We start from the raw sequence: 13,034 nt of genomic DNA on the forward strand, positions 1-13,034 counted from the left end.
ACCGGTGCCTGTCCCGTTTTTCGAGGTACCCTCAGGTATTTCTGACTTCTTGAGGATCACGCAATGGCCAGTGCATGGGGAATTGATATCGGTCAGGCAGGCCTGAAAGCGATGCGGCTGCGGTCGGATGAAGACAGCGGCAAGGTGCGAGCCACGGCGTTTGACTACATCCCCCATCCTAAGATCCTCAGCCAGCCGGATGCGATTCCGGAGGAACTGATTTCTCAGGCGGTTTCCACGTTTCTGTCCCGCAACAAGATTGAAGGGGACCTGATCGCCGTCAGTGTGTCGGGACAGACGTCTCTGGCCAAATTTATCAAGCTGCCGCCGGTGGAACCCAGCAAGGTGGCGGAGATCGTCAAGTACGAAGCCAAGCAACAGATCCCCTTCGATCTGGAGGAAGTGGTCTGGGACTACCAGCCGATCGGCGGCGGAGTCGAAGAAAGCGGCTTCATGCTGGAAGCCGAAGTCGGCCTGTTCGCCATGAAGCGCGAATTGATCTACCAGGCCATGCGCCCGCTGACCGACAACGGCGCGGAAGTGGAACTTGTCCAGATCTCGCCGCTGGCCCTGTACAACTATCTGTCGTATGACGTGCTGGGCTTCCGCAGGACGGAAGAGACGCCGGAACCGCCGAATTCCGAAGACTACTACATCGTGCTGGACATGGGCGCGGACAATACCACGCTGCTGGTATCCAACGGCCGCAATATCTGGATTCGTAACGTCCCGATCGGCGGCAATCACTTCACGCGGTCGCTGACTCGCGAAATGAAGCTGACGTTTGCCAAGGCCGAGCATCTGAAGTGTAACGCCACGAAAGCTCCCGACCCCAAAGCCGTCTTCCAGGCGATGCGGCCGGTGTTCAATGATTATGTGACCGAAATCCAGCGGTCCATCGGCTACTTCGGCAGCGTCAATCGCGCGGCGAAGATCAAGAAGGTTATCGGTGTCGGCAATGGCTTCAAGCTGGCCGGTCTGCAGAAATTCCTGCAGCAAAACCTGCAATATGACGTGGTCCGGCTGGAACATCTGGACGGCGTCAGCGGCGATTCGGTGCTGACCGATCCGCTGTTCATGGACAACATGATGACGTTTGCCGTGCCATACGGTCTGGCTCTGCAGACTCTGGGGCAAACGCGGATTCACACCAGCCTGCTTCCTCCCGAAATCGTGGTGGAACGCAAGATCCGCCGCAAGAAGCCGTGGGCCGTTGCCGCGGCGGCCGGACTGCTGCTGGCTACGGGGATCTCCACCTTCGCCAGTGCCCGCGTGTTGCAGACCGTCAGCGTCGACCGTTTTGCCGCTGGTCAGAAGGCAGTGGACGATCTGAAGTCCAAAGTCAGCCGGTACGACGGCGACTACAACGCTCAGGTCTCAGCACATGACAAGATTCTGGGTGAAATCGAACAGATTGCGGCACCGCTGCAGCGCCGGGAACTTTGGATGGAAGTCTTCCAGGCCGTGAATGAATGCCTGCCGATGGACGAAGGCGACGCCATGGATGAACCCGATCTGCAGAAGCAGCGGAAGATCCGTGTGGATTCACTCGTGTCCATGAAGGTCGCGGATGTGGGAGAATGGCACGCGGCAATGATCGAAGGTGAAAAGGAAGAAGATTTCCACGTCGATGACCGTACCAATAAGCCCGCTGGCGAAGGCTATATCTTCACAGTCACCGGCCACCACTACTACAACTCCGAAGACTTGGGGTATCGAAATATTGCGAAGACGTTCATCGATGAAACGCTGGTCGCAAATCTGCGGAAGTGGGAAATCGAACGAAATGGCGCAAAGGTTCCGGTCGGAAAGCTGGGGATCTCGCACCCGCTGGTAGTCTGGAATTTCAATTCCAAGATTATCGATAGTCCGAACGCCCCGCGCATGGGTGCGGGCGGAATGGGTATGACCGGCATGGGACCGGGCGGCGGTTACCCCGGCGGTAGCGGTGGAATGGACGGCGGGATGGGCATGATGATGGGCGGCGGTTATCCCGGAGGCGGTTATCCGGGCGGTGGCGGCGGAGATGGCGGTCTTTCCGGCGGAGGCTATCCGGGCGGCGGTTATCCGGGCGGCGGCGGAGCCACAATGGGCCCGATGATGGGAGGCGGCATGGCTCCTGCAATGGGCAGCGGCGGTATGACTCCCGCGATGGGCAGCGGCGGAATGGGCGGCGGTTACCCCGGCGGTGGCTATCCCGGCGGCGGGGGAATGCCGGGGCCGGGTTACGGTGGTGCCGGAATGGGACGGCAACTGGGACCGGTCGACAGCCTTGAGGACGAAGAGGGTGCAAAGCCGACGGAACTGGAGCGAACGGACTTCGTGCTGCAGTTCGTCTGGATACCGACATTGCCGGTCGACCGGAAGGATCAGCCACCGGCATCGGAGGGTGCTCCGGCGGCCGATGCTGCCGCAGCGGAAACTCCCGCAGAATAGTTGCTTCATTGCGTTCACGAATTCCGGTTCAGAATCCTTTCACGACCTGAGTGAGTCCAACTCATGGAAAAACTACAACCGATCATCAAGCAGGCATTCTGGATCTGCTTCGGGTTTGCTTTGATCCTGATCCTGGTCGGCTGGTGGATGGCAAAAGGTGCGTTGTCAACGCAGATTGCCGAGCGGGAGACAGCGGTCAATGCCGCGTTCACGGCTGCAGGGCAGGGCAGTTCCTATAATCCTCGCTGGACCGAAGAGGCTAAAGCAAAGAACGAAGTTGACCAAAAGGCCTATGATGAATCGGCCGTCGGCTTGTGGCAGCGGCAAAAGGCCGCTCGCACCTATCCGGCCAGTATTGAGTCGGAACTGAAACCATATCCCTACGGGAGTCCGATTGATAAATCGGCGCTGCGTCGACGGTATGGCGAGTTGTACTGGAAGTATTTTCGCGAGCAGTTGCAGGTGCTTAAGCCGTTCGAAAACGGCAAGGGCCTGGTGAAGGTCAACCTTGCGCAGGTCACGATCGAGAATTACAATCGCTGGAGAACCAAAACTCCGACTTCCGATGAAATCTGGAAGGCTCAGGAAGATATCTGGCTGCTGCGGTCGATCTTTGAATCCATTGCCCGCGTGAACGGCGATGCCGCGTTGATTATCGATGCTCCGCTGCCTCAGCTGATCAAGCTGCAGCTTCGCGGCGGAGACCGCAACACGGCTCCCCCAAGCCCGGGTAGCGGCGGCGGTGGTGGTGGCTTCGGCGGCTCCGGTGATGCCGGCGATATGATGGCGATTATGATGGCCGCCCAGAGCGGAGGCGGCGGTGGTGGTGGTCGCGGCGGGGCGTCCAGCGATCATCCGGGCGCACCGTTTGTCGGAGGAACCACGGATCTGCTGACCGAGGAATTTGGTTCTGTGGGCGGCGGTGGCGGTGGCTTCGGCGGCGGGGGGAACAGCTCAGCCGGCATGATGGCCATGATGGCAAGTGCTCAGGATGGCGGCGGCCTCGGCGGCGGAGGCGGGTCATCCGCTGACGAAGAAGAAACCCGTTACGTCGACGGTGACGATGGCGGTTTGCCATACAAAACGCGTGCATTTTCGCTGCATGTCAGAATTCGTCCCGAGGAAATTCCGACTCTGATGGCGGAACTGACGGACTCCGCGTTTCCTGTCGAAATCGTGCGAGCGGATGTTCGGTTCTCGTCCGGCTCCGGTCGCGGCGCGGGCATGGGCGGCATGATGACCGGTGGCGGCAGCGACATGATGATGCAGATGATGGGTGCTGGCGCTGGCGCAGATGGAGGCATGGGCAGTGCCATGATGGGCGGTGCTGATGGCGGCGGAGCCTATCCGGGAGCCGGCGGAGGCATGAGCGGCGGCATGATGGGCAGTGCCATGATGGGAGGCATGGGCGGCGCAATGATGGCCGGTGGCGGCGGATATCCCGGCACCGACGGCGGACTCGGCAGTGGCGGCTATCCGGGTGGCGGATATCCGGGCGGCGGCGGATATCCCGGCGGCATGACTGGTGCCGGCAAGTCGAACGTGAATTCACGAGAAGCCGCTGCCGGTGAACAGCTTGCCGCAGCCGCTTTGGCCAATCCAACTCTCGCAGACCTGCGAGTTGCCGGATTGATGACCCTGTATGTTTCCCAGGCGGAGAATCTGGCCGCGAAGGAAACCGAAGAAGCGGCCAAGGAAGAAAGCAAAGACGTCAATCCCAATCCTCCCCCGGCCACTGATGACGCAGGTCTCGGCACGGGAACGATGGAAGACGGAATACAACCGGATGGTGCGGATCCCGGTCTGTCCGGAACCGACCCGGCTCAAGATCCGAATCAGCCGGCATCCGACGCAGCAGCGGAAGTGCCTGCCGATGATCCTGCGGCAACGGACACCGCACCTTTCGATTCCGGTTCCGCTGATTCACCCGCCGGAGATAATCCGGCACCCGCGGATTCCAGTGCTGAACCGGCTGCGGCTGGTTCCGAAGCAGTTCCACCCGGCGGGGGCTGACCTGATGATCTGGTCGTTCAGGTTCTATACCCCGAGTGGGGAAAATTGAGGTATTCTGGCTCGCGGCGGAAGAGGTGCTAAATGTATCAGTGTTCGCCGCGGCCAGTATAAACCTGAACGGACCCCAAAGGATTTCAACAAACAACGGACACGCGTCATTTACTGAATCACACGACCGGGAACCGGCATTTTCTCCATCCGGGAGTTTTCGATCATGGCAAAGAAATTCGATTTCAAAGCGGTTCTGATCAACCACGGCGAAAAGTTCGTCGCCGGTATTGTCGTCCTGCTGGGGCTGTTCGCTCTGTCGAGCGCAAGCTGGAGCGGCTACGACAAGACTCCGGAAGAAATGCAGCTACTTGCGGAGAAGACCGACAAGAAAATGGAAGAAGGCACCATGAGCGACGAGGAGAAGGCGAAGTTCGCCGCAACTCCTGACGTCCGCAGAATGGCCCGGCAGATCGCTGAAGAAACGACGGATCGTGAAAAATACGCCACGAACAGACCATGGAACGAACCGCTGCACCGCATCAACGAAAAACGTTCCAGTGTCGCGGTGATCGCTCCCTTCGATCCGGAAACCTCCGTCGTCAGCGTCGCCATCGCTCTGCCGCCGAAAACGGAAGAGGACGACAAGATGACGAAGTCGATGGAAGACGAGAAAAAGGAAGAAGACCTGACGGACGACGAAAAGGCCCGTCTGAAAGAGCTGAAAGAAAAGTACGGTGAAGCACGCGGGGGTGTTGCGGGAATTGGTGGTTATCCTGGCGGAAGCGGCGGCTATCCCGGTGGCAGCGGTGGTTATCCCGGCGGAAGTGGCGGCTATCCTGGAGGTAGCGCGGCGGTAGCCGGCGGAAGCGCCGCGGCACCCGGTGGTGGTTATCCCGGCGGAAGTGGCGGCTACCCCGGCGGCGGTGCAGCGGCACCCGGTGGGGGTTATCCGGGAGGCAGCGGTGGTTATCCCGGTGGCAGTGGCGGCTATCCCGGCGGAAGCGGCGGTTATCCCGGCGGTGGCGGCGGCGATGCCGGTGGTGGCGACGGCGGCATGATGATGATGATGATGGGCGGAATGGGCATGGGCGGACCCGGTTACGGCTATGGCGCCGGAGTCGGAGGTACGAAAGTGACCAAGCGTGTTCGGCTGTCGGTTGGAGCTTCGGTGCGGCTGGTTGTTGACCTTCGAGAACAGCGGAAGGCCATCTCCGACGCGTTGCACATTCCGGCCAGCAACGTGCAGGCGACTCAGCGATACATCAGCTACGTCGAACTTCACGTCGAACGCAAGGAAGCCATCGCCGGCCCCGATCCGTGGGCGGGTGAATGGGAACCTCTGCGACGGGAAGACTACGCGGAAATCCTGACGGAATCTCTGGGAGTCGACCGCGACATCGTGGCTCCTGCGGTCACCAGAAACACGATCACCATGCCGCTTCCGCGGCGTGCGGCAGGCGTCTGGCGCGCGGAAGAGGCGTCTCATAACCGGCTGGAAAACTTTGAACTCAGCCCGGAAGAACAGGACCTCATCAACAAGATGAATGAACTGATTCTGGAACGCGCCGAGGAAGCTCGTGAGATGCTGCCTCCCATGGAAGCGGAACAGCGGGGATTCACGGAATTTGTTCGCGACGTAAATCAGATTCAGCAGGCGACGGCGAACGCATATGGCGGCGAAGATGCCTTCTTCAGTGGAATCGTCAAGGACATCGAAAGCGGTCTTGGCGAAAACAAGAAGCTGACCGACAAGGAAAAGCAGGTGCTGGATACAAGCCGTGCCACGGCGGAACAGCGTCTGCTGCTTGTCCGGTTCATGGACTTCACCGTGGATCGCGGCAAGACGTATCAGTATCGCGTTCGACTGGAAATGCGCAATCCCAACTTCAACGTTCCGCTGGATCGCCTGGAACAGCCGGAACTGGCCACGCAGAAGACACTGATGTCGGACTGGAGCCAGCCGACGGAACCGGTGGCGATTCCGATGGAGTATCGCTACTACGTGGCGAAAGTGGACGCCGGCTCTCGACCGGGAACGCAGGAACGCGTGGACTTCCCGATCTTCTTCGAAAATACCGACACGGGAATGCCGGTGATGGGTGACGTCAAGGTTCCCGTCGGTATGCCGATCGGTGGTTTCCAGAAGCACGAAGTCGTCAATCTTGCCGAAGAAACGCTCGACAACGAAGACGTGCATTTCCGCACTCGCGATCTGCTGGCGGCCGCGATCGAAGCGCCAAAGCCAAGCGCGTCGGATCATCCGGATCTGGCTGGTGAGCTGAATTCGATCCCGCGAAGCGAAAAGGCGATCCCCGATCGGGTCATCGTTGTGGAATACGATGGCACGCTGGCGATGCGAGCTGTGGGTGATCGCAATGCTCAGGAACAGGATGACTCTCGTGTCATGAAGGCCATCCTTGAAAACTATGATGCATGGCGACAAAAAGCCGCGTCCGCGGCGGATGGCCTGTTCGGTGGTGCCGACGGCGGATCGGCCGGCATGGGAGCCATGATGGGTATGGGAATGGGCGGCGGAAACGCGATGGCCGGTCGGGGATTCGGCTACGGCGGCAGCGGAGGAAAGAAGATGGACTCCCGGGAGCGAGCTCGCCAGCGTCGTGAAAATCAGGGCGCCGTTCCGGGTCTTGGCGGCAGCGGCGGCTATCCCGGCACCGGTAATTGATCGTCGGAATCGCGCCGTCCACGGCCGAACGCTGCTCACGAACTTCGAACCGACTCCCGCACGGGAGTCGGTTTTTTTTGTGGCTGCGACTCACAACTGTCGGATTCACAGCGAATTTCCCGGTCTATTCACGCATTTGTACGATGGGACTCCGATCAGGTCGAATTGCAGCGACGGGATCGGAGTCCTGTTGTACCGTGTGCATTTCGCCGGCTCGACATATACCGCGAGCGGGGCAGAATGAGACATTCGGGCTCGCGGGAGTAAGAAGAGCGAAAAGTATCGGCGTCCGCCGCGGCCAGTATAACCTCCTTTTCGGAGAAGCTTCGTTCCGTGACGGGCTGTTGTGTGTCGTTGGCGGGCAGGCCATAATCTGGTGTCCCCTGGGCCACGGAGCAGCGTGTCATGAGCCATATGGTTTTGCAGTGCAGAGGTTGTCATTCCAAATTGCGATTTCGGACCGACACGGGTCGAACCGAGATCGAATGTCCGCGCTGTGGTGAGATTCTGGAAGTTCCTCAGGTGGAAACGATCTCTCCGCAGCCATCCGTTCCGGGGAACAAGCCGCAGCCGCCTCGTCGGCGCAGTCCCGACCATTCGCGTTCCGCGGACGTCTCCCGTGCAGAATCCGGCGCGACGCGCCGGCAGCAGCGGCCTCGTCCGGCACCGGCGTCTGCGACACGTCAGCGAGTGTCACAAAAGGACGTGCCCGAGATCGACGATTACGATGAAGATGAACTTCGCGCTCGCAGGGAAACGAAGTGGATGTTCGTCGGACTCGCTGTGGTGGCGCTTGTCGCGCTGATCGCGTTTCCGGGAGCGTTCTACCTGCTGCGAGGAGGCGACGACGGCGCGTCGAACGACGCGGCGGTGGCGTCAGGCAACGGAGCGGCCGACGATGGTTCTCAGCGGACGGTGGCAGCGTCACCGCCATCGGGGCAGCCGTCACCTGTCGCACCGACAACTCCGGCGGAAACGTCGCCCGCGCCGTCTTTGGTACGGCCTGCCGACACGGCGCCTGTGACAACAGTTCCCGAACCGGCTCCGTCACCGCGTGCTTCGATGGCGGCCGGTGTGGAACCGCCGCCGCTGAATCCCCAGCCTCAGGCACCGGCCCCGTCGATTGCAGTACCGCCGCAGCAGCCGGCTCCACAGAATCCCGGCGCGGCTGTGGCGGCCGACAACCGGCGACTGCGTTACGGCTGGAAGCAGGGCGACGAACACGTTTATCAGGTCACGGTCGAAGCGGACTTTGGCGATGAAAAGAAGGTCGTAACGGGGGCCTGCACCTACCTGGTCAAGGGCAGCATGGCGGCGAATGGCGCCGACACGGAAAGCTCCGGCACGGGTTTCGCTGTCCGTGCTGACGGATACATCGCTACGTGTGCTCATGTGGTCGAAGGAGCAAAGCGGATCGAAGTCGAAATCGGTGGCCGCACCTATCCGGCTCGCGTGCTGGCGGAACAGCCTCGCGAAGATCTGGCGCTGATTCGGATTGAAGCTCAGAATCTTCCGGTCGTCACGTTTGCGGATTCCAACAGCGTGCAGTTGGCGGAAGGCGTGCGAGCCATCGGGTTTCCGCTGTCAGATGTGCTCGGCACAGGTGTGAAGATTGCCTCCGGCACGATTGCCGGAATCGTCGAAGACCCGAAACGCGGGCGCCGGCTGCAGATTGACGCGCCCATCAATCCGGGTAACAGCGGTGGTCCGGTGGTGAACGAAGCGGGGCAGGTGATCGGCGTCGCCAGCGCGAAGCTGTCCGGCTCGCGGATTAGTTCGGTCGGGTTTGCTGTGCCGGCCAACGAACTTCGCACACTGCTGAGTGCTCAGGGCTTGAACGTTCAAGCTGCGGCAAAACAGCCACCGCTTCCCGGAACCGAGGTCGCTCGACAGGTCACTCCCGCCGTCGCGTATATCAAGGTGTGGGGAACGGCCGGCGGCGACGCGTTTAACGTGGACTTCAGCGCCAGCTTTACGGAGACGTCACGCATGTCCGGCAACGGCCGAATGCCGTTCGGCGGCATGCCCTCGTTTCCGACTTCCAGCAACGATCACGGGACGCTGCGAGTCGACAGTTTCGGCGAAATCACAGAATTCAGCGGCGAGGAACACCTGCCGTTTGTACTGGGTCCGATCGGTTCGTTCTTCATTGAACCGCTTGATCCGTATGGTGATGCGTCGTGGCAGACGGAAGTCGAAACCACGCTGCGGCGCATCCAGAAGGAAGAGGGTTTCGGACCGTTCGGACCGCGGGGAATCGGCGGTCCCCGCATGCGACCGCCGGGATTTGGTCCCGGTTTCGGTCCGAGCTTCGGCCCGCGATTCGGCCCCGGCGGATTCTCACCGTTCGGCGAACCGGAGGAAAAAACGATTGAGACGATTCCCGCTGTCGAACGATCGTCCTATACGCTCGGCCAGGAGCTGAATGAGCGCATTACGATCCGCAAGCAGTACGAATTCACAACGACGCGAAACCAGGCTCGGCCGTACATGAGGATCCGCGGCCAGGGAGACATCGTGTTCGACACGCGGCGAGGCATGCCGGTCAGCTTCGAATACTCGGCCACGCTGGAACAAAACGATGACGACAACAGCGAAACCGCCAGGCTGCCGATCAAAGTCTCCTACCTGCTGCGTGATCCGCAGGAAGTCAAACAGGAGCGCGAAGCAGCGCGGCAGCGCATGGAAGAACACAAGCAGAAGCAGGAACAGGAACGAACTGTCCCGGACCCGGCCCTTGTCGACAGCATTCTGGCGGACATCCGAAAGGCCGAAGGCGGACCGGGAGGATTTGCACCGCTGAAACGTCTGGCGGATATCGCGGTCGTCGATGCGAAACGCGACGAAGTCCTGCGTGTGATCCGCAACCACCAGAAAAACAGCAACAGCGGCGTTCGCATGGGCGCGATGGAGGCGTTCTGCAATTGGGCGACGGAGGAACATGCGGGAGAACTGCAGGCCATTCTGGCCGACAGCGACGCGTCGCTGTTCAACGCCAAACGAGCCGCGCTGAAGAAGATGGCTGCGATGAACAAGCCGGAACTGTTCGAAACGATTATCGACGCAACAGTCGAAGGCAGCCTGCGGAACGACGCGAAGGATGCGCTGATCAACGCCGGCGAAGCGGCCGAAGAACCGATCCTGAAGTCGCTCAGCAGACTGTCCGACGACAACGCCAAGCGCACATTGATTGAAGTGCTGCAGAAGATCGGCACCCGCAAGAGCATCCGGCCGCTGGAGGAGATCGAAAAATCCGGCAGCAACCTGCTGAAGCACAACGCCCAGCGAGCACTCGACGCAATTCGTTCCAGGTTGTAGCCGGACGAACGGCGCTGCTGGTGGGCATCATGCCTGTCCGTGCAGCGACGATCGCGCCATCCGACGTGCGTGCCAAAGCAGGCGAATCGGGTGCCGTCCGGAAATACGGATGTCACAGGGGACATCGTTCGCGGGCGTTGAATCTCGCCGGCTTCCCCGCGATTATCTCTCGGCGCTACGGGCTCCCCTGCGTGATGCGGCGCATTGCGCTTCGCCGCGCGGTATGGCGGCGACTGTTCCAGGAAACCTGCACGATCATCATCGGCGACTTCCACCGGCGCGGCCGGCTTCACGACCTTCAGACAACTGTCAAATGCAAGACTACAAACGGGATTTCATCCGGTTCATGGTGCGTGCCCGGGTGCTGACCTTCGGCGACTTCACCACAAAAAGCGGGCGCCGGACGCCGTTCTTCATCAATACCGGACGCTATCGAACCGGTGCTCAGATGAATGCACTGGCCGGGTACTACGCGGACGCGATCCGGGCGCAGGGCATCGAATTCGATTTCCTGTTCGGACCGGCGTACAAGGGAATTCCGCTGGTTGTGGCGATCGCCATGGAACTCAGTCGCCGGGGTACCGATGTGCCGTTTTGCTTCAATCGCAAGGAAGCCAAGGACCACGGCGAAGGCGGCAGCCTGGTGGGTCACAACCCGTCGGCCGCAGAACGAGTCCTGATTGTCGAAGACGTCACGACGGCGGGAACCTCGATTCGCGAAACCGTTCCGCTGCTGAAATCCGCGGCGGACGTGCGGCTCGCCGGCCTGGTGGTGTCCGTCGACCGGATGGAACGGGGCCTTGGCGATCGCAACGCGTTGACGGAACTGCGGGATCAGTTCACGATGACGACGTTTGCCATCGTGACCATTGAGGAAATCGCGGAATTCCTGCGGGGCCGGGAAGTCGACGGGCAGGTGGTCGTGACCGAAGAACTGTACAATCAGATTCAGGCGTATCGTCGACAGTACGGCGGCAGCGAATAGCAGGAAGTTCCAAGAACAGTCATGGCACAAAAAGACTACTACGAAGTCCTGGGAGTCTCGCGGTCGGCGTCCGTGGATGAGATCCGAAAGGCCTACAAGAAGCTGGCTCGCAAATTTCATCCCGACGCCAACACCGACGACCCGAGTGCTCAGAAGAAGTTCTCGGAGATTACAGAAGCCTACGACGTACTCAGCGACGAAGAGAAACGGAAGAAGTACGACCAGTTCGGCCAGCACTGGAACAAGGTCGGCGGCGGTTCGGGAGGAAACCCGTTTGAAGGCTTCACCGGTGGCGGTGGTTCCGCCAGTTTTGATCTGGAAGACCTGCTGGGTGGCATGTTCGGTGGCGGCGGTGGGCGCAGTCCGTTCGGGGGTGGCGGCGGGGGAGGAAGTCCATTCGGCGGCGGTGCGGGCCGGCGGGCTCAGGTCAGGCCGAACCGGGGCCAGGACGTTCGCGCGGAGGTGCGAGTGCCGTTTCAGGTCGGCGTCGAAGGCGGCGAACACGAAATGTCGCTGCAGACCGGCAGCAAGACCGAACGCCTGACTGTGAAGATTCCGCCCGGCATCGACGATGGTGCCACCATTCGGCTCGCCGGTCAGGGAAACCCCGGTCGCAGCGGCGGCCCGGCGGGAGACGTGCTGGTCACTGTGCGAATTGCCGCCCATCCGTGGTTTCGACGCGAAGGAAAAAACCTGCTGGTTGACGTGCCGATAACGCCAACGGAAGCGGCACTGGGAGCCAAAGTGGACGTGCCGACGCTGACGGAAGGCACGGTCGTCATGTCGATTCCGCCCGGTACCTCCAGCGGTGGCAAGCTGCGTTTGCGTGGCAAGGGCGTTCGCGATCGAAAGACGGGCGAACGCGGCGATCAGCTGGCGGTCATCAAGATCGTCACGCCGAAGGAACTGTCGGATGAAGCCACCGAGTTGTTTCGAAAACTTGAGAAGGCGGCACCTCAACACCCGCGAGAGAATCTGTGGTCGTCATGATCTGACCACATCTTCATTTTACAGATCTACCACTGGGCTTTTGCTCCGTACGCCAGGCAGATGAGCTGGTAGCCCGCGAGTTCCGGTTCGTCCGTGGTCGAGACGTGTCGTTCCATCCGGCATACAGAAATGTCTTGCGATGTGAAATCTTTCAAGTGCAAAGGGATTGGGACCTTTAATCTTTCAATTCAATACATGGAACAGGTCGCGGAGCGAAACGGATTCCCGGATTTTTCTTTCACACGCCGTGACGCAGACTGTTTTCAAATCCGCGCCGGGTCGCGGCCGTGGCAATGGTTCACACGCATTCCGATGATCAACGCACTTGCCCGAATCGACCGCGACCATGACATCCTGTACTTAGAAACAGACTGGTCCGAGGGAGCTTTCCACGTCATCGCAGAAATCCCTGTACTATTCGTGGTATTGCTGATTTGCGATACCCTTCCGCTGTTGGTTGCGGTGCCGGCCGGAGTTATCTGGTGTGTAATTCTGATCGCGTTATTCCGAGAGTTGAACAGACTGAAAGCATTCGCCGAATGTCTGGCGACTCGCATTCAGGCGATGTGTGAGTGAACTGTATGAAACTGCAAATCGCCGGTTCGAACTGTGTTTGAA

General features: G+C 60.4%; 7 protein-coding genes. All 7 read left to right on the forward strand.

Annotated features, from left to right (window positions below; all coding sequences use genetic code 11):
- Nucleotides 1-63: 63 nt before the first annotated feature.
- The 7 genes from pilM to R3C19_12450 all read left to right on the forward strand — a co-directional run bounded on the left by pilM (nt 64) and on the right by R3C19_12450 (nt 12,992).
- On the forward strand, nt 64-2,436 hold the full coding sequence (gene pilM / locus R3C19_12420; GenBank protein MEZ6061161.1) for a type IV pilus assembly protein PilM: 2,373 nt from the start codon (nt 64-66) through the stop codon (nt 2,434-2,436).
- 63 nt (nt 2,437-2,499) lie between these two features.
- On the forward strand, nt 2,500-4,449 hold the full coding sequence (locus tag R3C19_12425; protein MEZ6061162.1) for a hypothetical protein: 1,950 nt from the start codon (nt 2,500-2,502) through the stop codon (nt 4,447-4,449).
- Between the two features lie 214 nt (nt 4,450-4,663).
- Nucleotides 4,664-7,123: a hypothetical protein gene (locus R3C19_12430; GenBank protein MEZ6061163.1), complete on the forward strand. Its 2,460-nt coding sequence runs from the start codon at nt 4,664-4,666 to the stop codon at nt 7,121-7,123.
- 690 nt (nt 7,124-7,813) lie between these two features.
- Nucleotides 7,814-10,441 (forward strand): trypsin-like peptidase domain-containing protein, encoded by a 2,628-nt coding sequence (locus tag R3C19_12435; GenBank protein ID MEZ6061164.1) that lies wholly within the window; start codon nt 7,814-7,816, stop codon nt 10,439-10,441.
- Between the two features lie 313 nt (nt 10,442-10,754).
- Nucleotides 10,755-11,426, forward strand: a complete 672-nt coding sequence (gene pyrE, locus R3C19_12440) for an orotate phosphoribosyltransferase (GenBank protein MEZ6061165.1) — start codon at nt 10,755-10,757, stop codon at nt 11,424-11,426.
- A 21-nt stretch (nt 11,427-11,447) separates the two neighbouring features.
- The gene (locus tag R3C19_12445; GenBank protein MEZ6061166.1) at nt 11,448-12,416 is read left to right on the forward strand and encodes a DnaJ C-terminal domain-containing protein; all 969 of its coding nucleotides are present in this window, start codon (nt 11,448-11,450) and stop codon (nt 12,414-12,416) included.
- Between the two features lie 141 nt (nt 12,417-12,557).
- On the forward strand, nt 12,558-12,992 hold the full coding sequence (locus R3C19_12450; protein ID MEZ6061167.1) for a hypothetical protein: 435 nt from the start codon (nt 12,558-12,560) through the stop codon (nt 12,990-12,992).
- The last annotated feature ends 42 nt before the right edge of the window (nt 12,993-13,034 follow it).

Source organism: Planctomycetaceae bacterium (assembly GCA_041398785.1).
Lineage (GTDB): Bacteria > Planctomycetota > Planctomycetia > Planctomycetales > Planctomycetaceae > JAWKUA01.

Bases quoted from the DNA above. Each gene is read 5' to 3' on its own strand.
- R3C19_12425 (MEZ6061162.1), top strand. From the start codon at position 2,500: ATGGAAAAACTACAACCGATCATCAAGCAGGCATTCTGGATCTGCTTC.
- R3C19_12445 (MEZ6061166.1), top strand. From the start codon at position 11,448: ATGGCACAAAAAGACTACTACGAAGTCCTGGGAGTCTCGCGGTCGGCG.
- R3C19_12430 (MEZ6061163.1), top strand. From the start codon at position 4,664: ATGGCAAAGAAATTCGATTTCAAAGCGGTTCTGATCAACCACGGCGAA.
- pilM (MEZ6061161.1), top strand. From the start codon at position 64: ATGGCCAGTGCATGGGGAATTGATATCGGTCAGGCAGGCCTGAAAGCG.
- pyrE (MEZ6061165.1), top strand. From the start codon at position 10,755: ATGCAAGACTACAAACGGGATTTCATCCGGTTCATGGTGCGTGCCCGG.